Origin of the sequence: Rhodococcus sp. BUPNP1 (genome assembly GCF_002215235.1) — a bacterium.
Taxonomy (GTDB): domain Bacteria; phylum Actinomycetota; class Actinomycetes; order Mycobacteriales; family Mycobacteriaceae; genus Rhodococcus.
Window position 1 is genome coordinate 206,353 of record NZ_NERM01000006.1, and the last position, 13,943, is coordinate 220,295.

Genomic DNA, 13,943 nt, shown 5'->3' on the forward strand with positions numbered 1-13,943 from the left:
GACTCGCGTCGTATCCGGACCTGTCGCTATTCCGTCAGATGGACGAGCAACAGCTCGCAGCTGCTCCGCACGTCCGCCTCGGTCTCCTCGAGCGTCGCTGCACCGTTGAGATACGCGACCAGCAGACCGGACCACATCATCGACAGCAGCCGCACGGCGTTCCGATCCTGTTCGGTCGGGTCGTCGAGGCCCGCCTTGTCGAACAGGATGCGGTGGAACGTCCGCCTCACCTCTTCGGAATCCGGCACCACCGCCGCGGGGGCGGTGCTGTTGGACAGCAACATCGCGGAGGCCAGGAGAGGCCGGTCGACGAACCGCCTGGTCATCTCGATCAGCACCTCGGTGATCGCATCCCGGGCACTCATACCCGGTTTCCGCGCCGGCAACCGATCCGCGCCGAGTTCGAGCCGGTGGAGCAGCACCGCCACGAACAGGTGCGTCTTCGACGGGAAGTACCGGTAGAGGGTCCCGATCGCCACCCCGGCACTCTTCGCGACCTCGGTCATCTGCACGCGGGCCAGTTCGTGTTCGGATCCCAGCCGTGCTGCGGCCTCGAGGATCCGCACCTGCCGTCGCCGCTGCTCGGCCGAGGTCGGCTCGGCTCCGTCCCGCGCCTTACCGATTCTGGGCACCGGTTCCCCTTTCCACGATGACGGCCCGTCGTTTCTGTCCCGCGCCGTCGGGCAGATTGTCGCATCGCGGTTTTTCTGCGGTCCCGAACGGTGGGAGCTCGGGGCCTCGCCGACCCGGGTCGTTCCGGCAGGAAGTCCACTCAGCGAGAAGCCGTTCCGAGGTGTCACGCGTCACCCATACGCTCGATTCGAAGGACGTCGCCGGAGGCAGCGACCAGAGCGAATCGGAGTGAGTCACATGCAGACCCGGATACCGACCTACGAAGCCGAGTTCGACGTCGACGTGCCCGGCCCGGACGAGATGCGCCGCGCCATGGGGCGCTTCGCGAGCGGCGTCACCGTCGTGACCGGCCTCGACGAGGACGGCCCCACCGGCTTCGCGTGCCAGTCGTTCGCGTCGGTCTCGCTCGAACCTCCCCTCGTGCTGTTCTGTGCCGATCACCGCGGACGGGCATGGCCGCGGCTTCGCCGCACCGGCCGGTTCACCGTGAACGTGCTCGGTGCGGACCAGACCGATCTGTGCTCCCGGTTCGGTTCGAGCCGCGGACTGAAGTTCGACGGTCTCGACTGGGAACTCTCCCGCTGGGGCACCCCGTCCCTGCCGGGTGTGCTCATGCGGGTGCACGCCTCGATCGAAGACGTGCACGTAGCAGGTGACCACGATGTCGTCATCGGACGTGTCGCCGAACTGGAGTGCGTCGGCGACCAGAGTCCGATGGTGTTCTACCGCGGTGGTTTCGGGCTCGACACGCGGTAACTCCGCCCGGCGCGATTGCGGGAATGGCGACGGTGAGGACGGCGGATACGGAGGACGTGCCGACCGACCGCATGAGACTGTTCACGCTGTCAGCGGCTGCGGTATACGTGGCGGGGACCTTCCCCATGATCAGGGCGGGCATCGCACCGTATGCGAATCCGACTTCCGTGCTGCAGAATCAGATCACCCGGCGCCATGCACGGACCTGTCATGATCATGGACTGCACCGTCTCCATACCACGAGCAGCAGGACGACAGCGGCGAGGAAACCGATCGTGAGGGTGCTCGACCAGCCCCGATCGACACCCTTGGAGATCGCCGGCAACAGGCACACGAGGGCCGCGCTCGGACCGAGCGCCCCCACCGCGTCGAAGCGTCCGCAGGACGGGAACATCGCGGAGAACCCACGACAACGCACCCGGCGCCACCACACCGAGTACCGCCACACCGAGTACCGCCACGCCCCAGAACAGGGTCCGGTGACCGGAGTCGCCACGGCACCGGCGAGCAAGGTCACGGTGATCACCGCAACGTGGCGACCTACTCGGGTGGCGTTCTTCACGAATGACTTCGGATGACCGAGCCGACCCACTCGATCTGGACAGCTCGACACTCAACCGGCACATCTCGGCGATGACCGCCGCCGGACTGGTCGAGCATATCCCCGAACCGGACGGTGGCATGGCCCCGCAAATTCCGGATCACCTCCTCGGGCGAGGAGAAGCTCCCCGCCGAGCGCGCCCACGGAGTCGCCGCGCTCGAGCGCGTGCTGACCGACCGGTCCGAGGACGAGGTCGCCACCTTCGCACGGTGATTCGAACGCTTCAACAACGACATCGAACGCTTGACGGGGCATCCGTGGCCGGCCGAGACCACCGGCAGACCGGAACACCTGCGGTACGGGTGATGCCACCGCCGTCGCGACGGCGGTGGCATCACTTCCGGTCACACGTCAACCACGATGCTTTCCGTGGGCAATACCTCCGGTGGGCGTCGTCGACGGCGCGAAGGACGGAAGCTCCTCGGTCCTGAGGCGGCGGGGACGTTCCGTCATCATGGCGGGCTGGACCGTGTGCACCTCGCTGAGCAGGGCTGCCGGGAAGTAGACCGACGCCGTGACACCGGCGTTCGTCTCGGTGTCGAAGGTCGGCCTCAGACGCACGCTCATGCCGTTGCGGGCCGCCAGACGCCCGATCACGAACAATCCCAATTGACGCGGGGCGTCGACGTCGGCATTCTCACCCGCCGCGAGACGGATATTGATCTCCTCCATGGCATCTCGGGGAATACCGATTCCGCGATCGGCGATATCGAGAAGCAGGCCACCCTCCACGGCGGAGGAGAACTCGAACCTGACGGGGCTGGTGGGCGGGGACGCCCGCAGCGCGTTGTCGACGAGTTCGGCCACCAGATGCACCACGTCGTTCACCGCCTTACCGACGAGATATCCGTTCGGGGTGTTCCCGATCTGCACCCGCTGGTAGTTCTCCACCTGGGACACCGCACCGCGGAGCACGTCGGCAAGCGGTGCGGGCCCACTGCGAGTACGCGGACGCGTGCCCGCGAGAACCAGCAGGGATTCGCCGGTACGCCGCATGCGCGTCGCCAGATGGTCGAGAGCGAACATGCTCTGCAACCGCGCAGGATCCTTCTCCTCGTATTCGAGAGATTCGATCAGCGAGAGCTGTTGTTCGACGAGGGTCTTGTTGCGACGCGCCAGCGTCTCGAGCATCACGTTCACCTGTTTTCTCAGGTGGGCCTGCTCGCCGGCGAGACGCAGCGCCTGCGCGTTCATCGAATCCACCGCGCGGGAGAGTTCACCGATCTCCTCGTCCGTATCGGTGCCGACGGGAGCGAGACGGACTGTTTCGATGTCGGCCCCGTCCTTGACCGCCGCGATGGCGGCGGGAAGCTCGGTGTTCGCCGCTGCGAGAGTGTTGTCCCGCAGACGTCCCAGGGGCACCGACAGGGAACGGATGACTGCTATCGCGAGGAGCAGGGCGAGTACGAGTGCTGCCGTGACAAGGAGTGCGTCGCGGGTGGCCGCGGTACGTGTCTCGTCCGCCAGTTCTTCGAGCGTCCCGATGATGCGCGCGCTGGCGCTGTCGATCCCCTCCGCATAAGGCTGGGACGCCGAAATCATGGCGTTGCGGAGGTCTTCCCCGAATTGCCTGCTCGGCGTGAAGTTCTCGATCAGCCTACGGCGCGCTTCGATATCGCCGAGCATCCCGTCGATCTGCCCGGTATCGAGCCCCGATCCTCGAAGGAGTCGCAGCGTCGACTCCTCGGTGTTCATGGCATTGGTCGCCAGGAGCCGGGCGGCCTCGGGATTGGTGGACAGCAGCCGGAAGGACTCCATCTGGTCGAGGAGGTTGAGCTGCGCGTCCCACATCAGGAGCAGGTTCGTGGCGTCGACGAGAGCATCGTGGTTCTCGAACAGGTCGAACAGGTCCCGGAAGAGATTCTTGCACCGCGCCAGGAAGTCGGTGGTCCGGCGACCGAGCTCCTCGGCTTCGAGGGAGGAGTTCATGACCGCGGCGTAGAGCTGGTCGCCGTCGGTCAGTAGCGCATCGAGTTCTACGGCGACCTCGGAGTTGAGATCGGTTCCTGCGGCGAGTTCCCTCAGAGCGGCCATGGACTGCGTCACATCGTCCGAGGTTGCGTTCTTGGGGGTGAATCCGAGGCTCGTGGCGGTAGCCACGCTGATAAGAGCGGTGGAGAAGTCGAGCAAAGCCGGCGCGACAACGGTCTGCTCGGACAATGCGGCCGACCGCTGCGCCTCGTCGAGTTGAGTCGTGACGCGCACGACACCGAGAGCGACAGCGACGACGAGGGGGATCGACAGCACGGCCGCGAGTCTGTATTTCAGACGCCAACGACCGATCTGCAGGGCACGTATTCGGCTCGGATCCACTTCTCGGATCTCCCTTTCACGATGAGAAAAACGTGCTTTTCGGACATAAGTAACATCTTTTCGGAACGTTCTACACCAGATCTTCGTGCGGGTAAATACTTCATCCCAGGCACGGAGACGAATTCCGTGCCGGTCACCCGAGTCCGAGGACCGGACCACCCTACGAACCGGTCAGGCGGACCGCCGATCGACGAATGGTGAGCACCGTCGTCGGGAACCGGGCCGGACACTTCCGTAGCGGAGACGACGACGAGGAATCCCGGCGGTCACCCGCCCCTGCCGGCTCCCGACAACCGTGCGCAGTCCCGTGTTCGTTCATCGATGCCCCCCCGTTTCGCGGCGTCGAACTTACACAATGCGTGGAGAGGGCGGTGAGGAGGTCCGCCCTTCGGTGCACGGCGACAACGCTCCTCGGGTGCCCGAATACCCGATCGGCCCGCACGCCCGGCACCGATGTCCGGTCACCGGCCGTTGGCGCGAACTGCAGAGTTCGCGCACGGCAAGGGTCGCGAGCACGACATCCCCCCGCGGCACGCCCGCGCGACACGAGATGTGGAGCCCTCCCGGACTCGGATCCGGAGCGCCCCGCTCATCGCACCCGAGGGGACATTCCGGTGCCACTCACTTCGTCGCCGCACGCCTGCCTGCGCGCCGGCCGAAGAAGCTACCGTCGCCGAGAGAGATGCCGCTGCAGTAGCCCCACGCGGAAAGACCGGATGTACAGCGACCCGCCGCATACAGACCGGGAATCGGTTCTCCGTCCACGTGAAGGACTTCCGAGTCCACCGAGGTCTGCAGTCCGCCCAGAGTGAAACCTCCGGTCATGCCGCGCAGATCGATCGCGGCGATCGGCGATCGGAGGGGCCGCACCCACTCCGACTCCTTTCCGAGTACCGGATCCGTCCCCGATTCGGCGTGCCGATTGTACAGCTCTACCGTCGAAACGAGAGTTCCTGCGGGAAGACCTATTTCGGACTCGAGTTCCGACACCGTTTCACACACCCAGGTCGGCTGGTGACGGAGTTGCGGACTCGAGGTCGGTGCGGCCATTCCTTCCTCGTAGGCTTGTTCGTCGATGACCAGGAATGCCTGATTGTCGTTCTGGTACATGGTGAGCTGGCCGATCCGCCCGGGATAGGTGTCCTCGGTGACGTAGCGCTGTCCCCGGCCGTTGACGAGGATGCCTCGCGCGATCAGTTGCGGGTCGCAGAAGAACGCGACCTCACAGGCGTCCATATGCGCCAGTCGCGCACCGAGTGCCTGAGCCATCGCGATACCGTGACCGTCGTGCTCCTCTACGGTCGCGGCCGGCCGCTTGTACAACCGCGGGGCGTGCGCCTGCATCATCTCGTCGTTGTAGGCGAACGACCCGGTGGCGAGTACGACACCGCCGCGCGCACGTACCGTGAGCGGAGCACCGAACCTCGTGGCGACGATCCCCACGACACGTCCGGTCTCGTCGACGACGAGACGCTGGACCCGAACATCGGATTCGACACGCACGCCGAGATCGGCGGCCTTCGCGATCAGGGTGGTCATGAGCACGTAGCCGGCAGCCTGATCACCGTTGCGCGGCATCGGCACCTGAGCGAGATGCCCACGGGGAGCGGGGTCGACGAGTGTGGCGAACGGCGCGGCGTTCTCACCACCGCTGTACATGAGCGAGTCGTCCACGGGGCACTCCCACCCCGGCTGCGACCAGAAACTCTCCTTGTAGGGCACGCCGCATGCTTCGAGCCACTCGAAATGGCCGACGCTGCCCTCGCAGTAGACGTCGAGTTTGTCCTCGTCCACCCCCGGACCGAGAGCCGCGGCGAGAAAGGTCTTCATCTGCTCGGGGGTGTCGTCGAATCCGCAGGCCTTCTGCAGTCGCGTGCCACCGCCGAGATAGACGATGCCGCCCGACAGCGCCGCCGCTCCCCCACCGCCACCGGTACGCTCGAGCACCAGCGCATCCGCGCCACTCTCGGCCGCACCGATCGCCGCGGAGACACCGGCGATACCGAAACCGGCGACCACGACGTCGGCCTCGAGATCCCAGCGTTCGATCTCGCCCGCAGGAACAGGGCGAACCGGAGAAGTGCTCATGGGAGGTCCTTCCGAGAACGAAGAGCGGCACACGATTCCGCAGAGGGGTGGAGCGATCCCTTCGGACCGTAGACGCCGTTCCCCCTCGGCGGTGAGGACTTCCCGGTGTTCGGGAGGACGGGCAGAAACACTCGCGGCGTCCCCACCGCGAGCGCAGAGATCAGACGAGGTTGTCCTCGACCGGCAACCCGAATGCGTCCCGTCCGTACAAGGCATAGGCCCGCTCCGGTTCGTTCGCGACGTGGACGCTTCCGGCATGCGCGTCGCGCCAGGCACGTTCGATGACTCCACCGAGGAACAACGACGTCCCCCCGGCCGTCTTGAACAACAGGTCGATCGCCTCGACCGCTCGTTCGGTGGCCCGCACCTGATCCCGTCGGGTACGCAAGCGCAGCTGCAGCGGAATCTCCGTGCCCGCCCGCGCCAGCTTCCACAGCTCACGCATATTGTGGTCGAGTTGGAGCGTCGCCGCGTCGATATCCGATGCTGCCCGTCCCACGGCGACCTGCGCGAACGGATCGTCCACGAAACGTCCCCCGCCCAGGCTCAGCCGCACGCGTTCGCGCATCGCCGACAGGTACTCGTCGTAACATCCGGCGACCACTCCCACGATGGGCACGGCGACGGTGGTGGTGAACATGGCGGCGAACGGAAGCCTATAGAGCGGACCGGTGTTGACCTTCCGGCCCGGACCCCGCAGCTGCGAGGTCTCGTAGTTGCTCTTGACCCGGTAGTCGGGGACGAACACGTCGTCGACGACGATCTCGTTGCTGCTCGTTCCCCGTAATCCCACGACGTTCCACACGTCGCGAATCACGTAGTCGCACTTCGGAACGAGAACAGTGACGAAATCGACGGGCCGCCCCTCCGACCCGACGATCACCGCACCCAGCAGCGCCCACGACGCGAACCCGCAGCCGGAGGAGAACATCCACGTTCCGGACAGGCGGTAACCACCACCGTCGACGGGGACGAGTCTTCCGACCGGGGCGTACGCCGAGGAGATGAGCACGGAATCGTCCTCACCCCACACGTCGCGTTGCGCCCGATCGTCGAACAGAGCGAGATGCCAGGGGTGGACACCGACGATGGAGGCGATCCATCCCGTCGAACCGCACGCCTCCGAAATCGTCCGCACCACTTCGTAGAACCGTGCGGGTTCGGTCTCCCATCCGCCGTACCGGCGGGGCTGCAACATGCGGAACACTCCGGCCGAGACGAGATCGCGGATGGCCTCGTCGGGAATGCGGCCGAACTGGTCGACACGTGCGGCCCGATCGGCGATCCCCGGGGTCAATTCGCGGACCGCGCCCAGAACGTCGTCGGCGGTCATCGGACTCCTCGTGTCGTGTGTGCGTCTCCCCCGCAGCATATCCGGGTTCACGCGCCGACCCCTGTGCCCCCGTGTGCAACCACAGCGTCTCCCCAGTCACGGGGATGTTGAAGGCTCCGTGGATCGTGGCACGATGGCCGTGTTGACGGACGAGCGCGCGCAACGCATCGATGGGGCACCCGTGTAGTGGCAGGCGGGGTTGTACTTCACGGCGCTGTCGCATATCCACCAGTGGTCTCCGATTCCTCGGTGATCGCCTCACGTCGCACCGAACGGAATCTTCGAGCCTCGAAGAATCCCGGTTCGAGGTCGAGCCGCGCGGTCATGTCGTAGCCGACAGTGACAGGCGAGCGAACAGGCCGCCGACGCGACGATGCCACGGCGTCGTACGCCGTGGCATCGTCGGAAAGTACCCGGGTGAACGAACTCGATCAGCCCACCGGAGGCGAGAACGCCGCGAGCGGTTCGGAACCCGACCAGTCGTGACCCCAGTAACTGTCCGCGGTGATTTCCTCTGCGGTGTAGAAGGTCTCGTCGACGAGCATCCCCTCCGTGCCGAACTCGATGTCCCATCCGCCCGGAGCCCGGACATAGAACGAGACCATCTTGTCGTTGGTGTGGCGGCCCAGCGTCGACGAAATCGAGAAACCGAGCTTGTTCACCCGGTCCAGGGCCTGACCGACCGCGTCGAGGGTGTCGACCTCGAGCATCAGGTGCACGAGACCGGGTTCGGCGGTGGACGGCGCCGGGCACAACGCGAGGCTGTGGTGACGGCGGTTGACACCCAGGAACCGCACGCGTCGCACAGGCGGCGGTGCCGACAGACCACCGAGCCGCGTCGCTCCGCGCGGCAGGAAACCGAGTACCTCCGTGTAGAACTCGTAGGACTCCGCGAAAGCGGCGGTGGGTAGGACGACGTGGCCGAGCCCCTCCTCGCCGGTGTGGAAGACACCGGCGAAGGGCGTCACGACCGGGCTGTGGTCGAGCACCGGGCCGAAGAACACCTCGGTGCGGGTGCCGCCCGGATCGTCGAATGCGATGACCTGCTCGGCGTCGCGATAGGTCGACTCCTCCTCGGAGAGGACCTCGACGGCGACGCCGGCCTTCTCGACCGCTTCGCGCACGCGACGCAGCGCGAACTCGTCGCGCACCTCCCAGCCGACGGCGAGTGCCTTGTCGACCTCACCGGGCAGCACGATCAACCGTGCCCGCCGCTCGTCGACGCGCAGGTACAGGCCGTCGGTCTCGGGGCCGGCGCCGATCGCCATCCCGAGTCCGTCGACGACGAGTTCGCGCCACCGTGCGATGTCTGTGGTCTGGATCCTGAGATAGCCCAGTCCCCGGATGTCCGTCATATCCGAATGTTCCTTCGCCGTAATGGATGTGATGTCAGATCATCGACCGCATCATGCCCTGCGGTTCTTCACCGAGCTGGGTGAGCGTCGCGGCATGGAAGATCGAACCGGGCACGTGGATGGCGTGGCTCAGACCAGCGTGCGCGTCGCGCCAGAAGCGCTGCAGCGGATTGCTCAGCTGCAGTGCGCCGCCACCGGCCCGCGCGAAGATCTCGTCGACGGCGCGCACAGCCCGCCAGGCCGCAGCGACCTGTGTGCGACGTCCGATCGCGCGCTGCTCGAAGGTGACCTCGATGCCCCGCTCGGTCAGATCCCAGAAACGGTCGACGGTTTCGAGCAGGGCGGCGCGCGACGCGGCGATCTCCGCCGCTGCGTCGCCGAGGTTCGACAGCACGTACGGGTCCTGCTTGATCGCGGTGCCGGACACCGTGACCCGCTCGCGCTGGGACTCGATGTAGCAGTTCAGCGCACCCTCGGCGATGCCGATGAGCGACGAGGTGATGCCGAGCGGAAAGATGCACGAGAAGGGGAACTTGTAGAGCGTCTCGTCGCGTCCGGCGTCCTGCCACGCCACACCGCCCATGACGCGCTCGGCGCGCAGGGTCCGGTACTCGGGGAGGAAGGCGTTCTCGACGATGAGATCCTTCGAACCCGTGCCGCGCAGGCCGACGACGTTCCAGCTGTCGTGGTCGATCCGGTAGTCCGACCGCGGCAGCAACACGTGCAGGCTCTGCGGCGGATTCAGGCGGTTGCCGTCCTTGTCGCCCACGGCCGCGCCGATCATCACCCAGTCGCAGTGGTCGGTGCCCGACGAGAACGACCAGCGGCCGTTGAGGATGTACCCGCCGTCGACGGGGGTCGCGACACCCATCGGCGCGTACGGGGAGGCGATCCAGGTGTCGGGGTTCTCGCCCCACACCTCCTGCTGGGCCTTCGGGTCGAAGAAGGCCATCTCCCACGGGTGGACACCGACGATGCCGCTGACCCAGCCCGTCGCGCCGTCCATGGCTCCGATGGCCATGGCGGTCTCCGCGAACTCGCGCGGATGCGCCTCGAGGCCCCCGAATTCCTTCGGCTGCAGGAGCCGTACGACACCGGCGTCGCGGAGCCTCTTCGCGCTGCGGTCGGTCAGCCGCATCAGCGTGTCGCCTTCGGCGCCGTCCGCGCGGATCTCGTCTGCGAACTCCGAAACGGAGTCGAGCACCTGTCCCATGATCTCTCCAGCTCTGTGAGGGTGACGCCCCCGATACGGCGTGGTGAGCGTCGGTTCCGTTGACGCCTACGGTCCCAGGTGGACCGCTCCCGTATCGTCGTTTTTCCACTGAGCGGGAGCGGTCGATGGGGCTGAGCGGGATCGGGTCACGAGTCCGCGCGGACGGGGCCTACGCGTCGTCGCGGCGAAGGAACGCGAGCACCGCCGACAGCCACGCCTCGCGCGCCTCGATCATCGTCCAGTGGCCGCAGTTGGGGAAGACGTGGAGCTCGCCGCGGCGCAGTTCGCGCATGGGAAGCATCGCCATGTCGACGGGGCTGACACGGTCGTCGCGACCCCAGGTCAGCAGCACCGGCGCGGTGATCTTGTGGAGCTGCGCCCAGTACGGGGTGGCGTCGGAGGCGGCAGCGGCCTTCGCGCCCGCAGCGAAGGCCGCGGTGCTGTACATGCGACGAGCGATCTCGAGGGTCTTCGGTTCGGTGGCCAGGGCCCACCGCTCCTCGATGAGTTCCTCGGTGACGATGGTGGGGTCGTAGACCATCGACCGCAACCAGCGGACGAGCTTGTCGCGCGTGGGGTCGTCCGTGAACTCCATGAGTAGACGGATGCCCTCGCCCGGGGAGGGCGCGAAGACCGAACGGCCGGCACCACCGATGGTGACGAGCTTCTTCACCCGCTCGGGCTGCGCGATCGCGAACTGCGTCCCGACGATGCCCCCCATCGAGTTCCCGATGATCGACACGCGGTCGAGGCCGAGTCCGTCGAGGAAGTCGGTCACCGCGACCGAGGCCATCGCCATCGGGTGTCCTTCGCACGGGTCGCTCACGCCGAAGCCGGGGAACTCCAGGACGAGGCACCGGTAGTGCTGGGCGAGATCGGCGAGCACACCGCGGTAGTTCCGCCAGCCGGTGACGCCCGGCCCGGAGCCGTGGAGCAGCAGGAGTGGTTCACCCTGACCGGCTTCGTGGTAACGGAGGGTGCCGCGGTCGGTCGCGAGTTCTCTCGCCGTGTTCTCGAAAGTCGATTCCATCGTCATGACGAGAAGGTTTCCAGTGATCCACCTCACGCGGCTCGAACGTTCCCGATCACCGGGATGTTCCGCCCGCCAGGGGACGGTGCGTGATGCTGCCGGCTCCGGTCGTCAGATCCAGCCATTCGACTGCGTGGCGAGCATTCGCTCCATGACCTGCGGCGACCACGACGCTCCGGACGTGCGTGCGGCGCGATTGCGTCGAGGGGTGTCGAGTTCGGGATAGAGCGTGCGCGAGATCGTGCGGACCGCATCGGCGACCAGCGGCGCGATGCGTTCGAGGTGGCCGGGGCGGGTGGGACCGCACAGGGAGATCGCGGCGACCGGCGAGGCAGGGCTGCGGACCGCGGCGCCCACACAGGACATACCGGCGGTGGCCTCTCCGGTCTCGAAGGCCAGACCGTGGCGACGGCGGATGCGGTTGAGTTCGAGGTGCAGGGTCGACAGATCGGTGATGGTCCGCTCGGTGCGACGCGGCAGTTGCGGGCCGGGGTAGAGGGCATCGACCTGCTCCGGCTCGAGTCCGGCGAGCAGCGCCTTGCCGCCGGCGGTGGCGTAGGCGGGGACACGTCCGCCGACCCGCGACGGCAGTGCCGCGGCGAGCTGGCCGCCGATCTTGTCGAGGTAGACGCAGTCGGGCCCGTCGAGCACGGACAGGTGCGCGACCATCCCGGTTGTCATGTGCAGTTCGTGGAGGAGCGGTGCTGCGGCCTCACGGACGCGGATGTGCCCACTGTCGCCCTCTCCCATGGACTTCGCACGACGTCCGAGGCAATACCCGAAAGACGCGTGGTCGATCCAGTCGAGTCGCACCATCTGGTCGAGGATGCGGTGGACCGTCGAGCGCGGAAGCTGGGTGCGGCACGCGACTTCTTCCAGGGTGAGCCGCGACGAGAGATCGTCGAAGGCATCGAGGATGAGGGTCATTCGCTCGACCATCGATGCAGGCAGTTCGCGCTTCGGTGCCTGGGAGACCTGCGTACGTTGCGCCTCGGACATCGTCACCCTTTCTCCGGAATCCGATCACCCACGAAAGCAAGAATTGAAATTGATTCTTGTGAGTGATGCCCAGAGTACAAGGCGAGTGACCTGTTGCACAATTCCCGATCAGCGGACTCGATGTATCCCGCGATCCACGTCCCTCCCCTCGACCTTCCGCCGGCACGTCTCACTGAGCAGGAGGTCCCTGTCCCGCGGACCGGGCGGTGGGTACAACCTCGGATGTGGGCCGAACCGCCTGCACCCGTCGCCCGCACGAGCCGAAAGAGTCGAGACCGAGATGCCAGAGACCGAGTCCCCCCTCTTCCGCCCCCTGACGGTGCGATCCCTCGAGCTCCGCAACCGCATCGTAATGTCCCCGATGACCCGGTCGCACTCGCCGGGCGGCGTGCCCGGACCGGACGTCGTCGAGTACTACCGGCGACGCGCCGCGGGCGGCACGGCCCTGATCGTCACCGAGGGCGTCGCGATCGATCACCCGACAGCAGTCGACAATCCCCGCGTGCCCCACATGCACGGCGAAGAAGCCCTCGACGGTTGGCGTCGCGTCGTCGACGCGGTCCACGCCGAGGGTGGACGCATCGTCCCCCAGCTCTGGCACGTCGGCCCCCTCTGGGGCGCGATGACCGCAGATGTCGACCCCGACCTCGTCCCCATGCGGCCGTCGGGAGTCTGGGGTGAGCTCGGCGTGACGTCCTACGGCGAGGACTACATCTCCCGGGCCTCCGCGCCCACGCGGGCCATGACCGTGGAGGACATCGAGCAGGTCGTCGCGGCCTATGCCGACGCGGCGGCCGCCGCTGCCCAAGTCGGATTCGACGGCATCGCGCTGCACGGAGGGCACGGTTACCTGCTCGACTCGTTCCTCTGGGAGGGAACGAACCTCCGCGACGACGAATGGGGCGGAGATCTCGAGCGCCGCACCCGTTTCCCCGCCGCGGTGGTCGCGGCCATCCGCGCGCGCATCGGCGACGACCTGCCGATCTTCTACCGGTTCTCGCAGCACAAGCAGCAGAACTACGAAGCCCGGATCGCGCACACTCCCGACGAGCTGAAAGCCGTCCTCACCCCCTTGAAGGAAGCCGGCGTCGACGTCTTCGACGCGAGCATCCGCCGCTTCGACATGCCGGCCTTCGAAGGCAGCGACCTGACACTCGCAGGCTGGGCCAAGAAGGTCACCGGCGCACATTCGATGGCCGTAGGCAGTGTCGGAATCGCGACGACGTTGCGGGAGAGCCGCCTCCAGGGCAGCGCACCTGTGCGCAACAACGTTCCCGAACTCGAACGACGGCTGGGTGACGACGAGTTCGATCTGATCGCCATCGGACGTCTGCATCTCGCCGACCCGTCGCTCGCGACGACCCTTCGCAACGGCGCGGAACTGCCCGAGTTCGACCGCGCCGTACACGAGGCCGCGCTCATCTGACGCACCAAAACCGGTCTCGCTCAGCGAGATAGAACAGCGTGACAGCTCTCACCTGCGATACCAAGTGATCCGAGCCACTCCCATTCGTGGGGCAGGAAACACGGCCCGCGCCCGGGCCGCCGAGAGTCTGGAATGTGCTTTGACGTCCTACGCCAATGAACTCTCCCAGCCGGAATCCGCAACCCCGAAGGGGCGG

At 66.7% G+C, this 13,943-nt stretch carries 12 protein-coding genes; 3 read left to right on the forward strand and 9 right to left on the reverse strand.

The features are described from left to right. Positions 1 to 26: 26 nt before the first annotated feature. Positions 27 to 632, reverse strand: coding sequence for a TetR family transcriptional regulator (locus B9C99_RS08565; RefSeq protein WP_225623709.1), 606 nt, complete (start codon positions 630 to 632; stop codon positions 27 to 29). Between the two features lie 238 nt (positions 633 to 870). Here B9C99_RS08565 and B9C99_RS08570 point away from each other — a divergent pair, with 238 nt between their 5' ends. Further along, complete coding sequence (locus tag B9C99_RS08570) at positions 871 to 1,389, forward strand: flavin reductase family protein (RefSeq protein WP_088897565.1); 519 nt, start codon at positions 871 to 873, stop codon at positions 1,387 to 1,389. Between the two features lie 214 nt (positions 1,390 to 1,603). On the opposite strand, the gene B9C99_RS08580 is transcribed toward B9C99_RS08570, so the two are convergent. Then, positions 1,604 to 1,915: a hypothetical protein gene (locus B9C99_RS08580; RefSeq protein WP_088897566.1), complete on the reverse strand. Its 312-nt coding sequence runs from the start codon at positions 1,913 to 1,915 to the stop codon at positions 1,604 to 1,606. Positions 1,916 to 2,065: 150 nt separating this feature from the next. Between B9C99_RS08580 and B9C99_RS25820 the strand changes: the two genes are divergently transcribed. After that, entirely contained in the window at positions 2,066 to 2,203 is a 138-nt protein-coding gene (locus B9C99_RS25820; RefSeq protein ID WP_172414897.1) for a hypothetical protein, read from the forward strand. Between the two features lie 138 nt (positions 2,204 to 2,341). Here B9C99_RS25820 and B9C99_RS08585 read toward each other — a convergent pair whose 3' ends face one another. From B9C99_RS08585 to B9C99_RS08615, 7 genes are all read right to left on the reverse strand, one after another. Then, a complete protein-coding gene (locus B9C99_RS08585; RefSeq protein WP_253250011.1) occupies positions 2,342 to 4,237 on the reverse strand; it encodes an ATP-binding protein in 1,896 nt (631 codons plus the stop codon). A 687-nt stretch (positions 4,238 to 4,924) separates the two neighbouring features. Next, positions 4,925 to 6,391, reverse strand: a complete 1,467-nt coding sequence (locus B9C99_RS08590) for an FAD-dependent oxidoreductase (RefSeq protein ID WP_088897568.1) — start codon at positions 6,389 to 6,391, stop codon at positions 4,925 to 4,927. A 160-nt stretch (positions 6,392 to 6,551) separates the two neighbouring features. Further along, positions 6,552 to 7,724 carry a 3-hydroxy-9,10-secoandrosta-1,3,5(10)-triene-9,17-dione monooxygenase oxygenase subunit gene (gene hsaA, locus B9C99_RS08595; RefSeq protein WP_060653698.1) on the reverse strand — a complete coding sequence of 391 codons (1,173 nt, stop codon included), beginning with the start codon at positions 7,722 to 7,724 and terminating at the stop codon, positions 6,552 to 6,554. Between the two features lie 431 nt (positions 7,725 to 8,155). Continuing rightward, positions 8,156 to 9,079, reverse strand: coding sequence for a biphenyl-2,3-diol 1,2-dioxygenase (gene bphC / locus B9C99_RS08600; protein ID WP_088897569.1), 924 nt, complete (start codon positions 9,077 to 9,079; stop codon positions 8,156 to 8,158). 34 nt (positions 9,080 to 9,113) lie between these two features. Further along, the gene (locus tag B9C99_RS08605; protein ID WP_016694687.1) at positions 9,114 to 10,292 is read right to left on the reverse strand and encodes an acyl-CoA dehydrogenase family protein; all 1,179 of its coding nucleotides are present in this window, start codon (positions 10,290 to 10,292) and stop codon (positions 9,114 to 9,116) included. Positions 10,293 to 10,461: 169 nt separating this feature from the next. Next, a complete protein-coding gene (locus B9C99_RS08610) occupies positions 10,462 to 11,328 on the reverse strand; it encodes an alpha/beta fold hydrolase (RefSeq protein ID WP_088897570.1) in 867 nt (288 codons plus the stop codon). Between the two features lie 105 nt (positions 11,329 to 11,433). Continuing rightward, positions 11,434 to 12,321 carry an IclR family transcriptional regulator gene (locus B9C99_RS08615; protein ID WP_026061674.1) on the reverse strand — a complete coding sequence of 296 codons (888 nt, stop codon included), beginning with the start codon at positions 12,319 to 12,321 and terminating at the stop codon, positions 11,434 to 11,436. Between the two features lie 280 nt (positions 12,322 to 12,601). Between B9C99_RS08615 and B9C99_RS08620 the strand changes: the two genes are divergently transcribed. Further along, positions 12,602 to 13,747 carry a 12-oxophytodienoate reductase gene (locus B9C99_RS08620; RefSeq protein ID WP_088897571.1) on the forward strand — a complete coding sequence of 382 codons (1,146 nt, stop codon included), beginning with the start codon at positions 12,602 to 12,604 and terminating at the stop codon, positions 13,745 to 13,747. Positions 13,748 to 13,943 lie beyond the last annotated feature (196 nt).

Coding starts and splice junctions, on each gene's coding strand:
- B9C99_RS08570 (WP_088897565.1), top strand. CDS start 871: ATGCAGACCCGGATACCGACCTACGAAGCCGAGTTCGACGTCGACGTG.
- B9C99_RS08590 (WP_088897568.1), bottom strand. CDS start 6,391: ATGAGCACTTCTCCGGTTCGCCCTGTTCCTGCGGGCGAGATCGAACGC.
- hsaA (WP_060653698.1), bottom strand. CDS start 7,724: ATGACCGCCGACGACGTTCTGGGCGCGGTCCGCGAATTGACCCCGGGG.
- bphC (WP_088897569.1), bottom strand. CDS start 9,079: ATGACGGACATCCGGGGACTGGGCTATCTCAGGATCCAGACCACAGAC.
- B9C99_RS08605 (WP_016694687.1), bottom strand. CDS start 10,292: ATGGGACAGGTGCTCGACTCCGTTTCGGAGTTCGCAGACGAGATCCGC.
- B9C99_RS08610 (WP_088897570.1), bottom strand. CDS start 11,328: ATGACGATGGAATCGACTTTCGAGAACACGGCGAGAGAACTCGCGACC.
- B9C99_RS08615 (WP_026061674.1), bottom strand. CDS start 12,321: ATGTCCGAGGCGCAACGTACGCAGGTCTCCCAGGCACCGAAGCGCGAA.
- B9C99_RS08620 (WP_088897571.1), top strand. CDS start 12,602: ATGCCAGAGACCGAGTCCCCCCTCTTCCGCCCCCTGACGGTGCGATCC.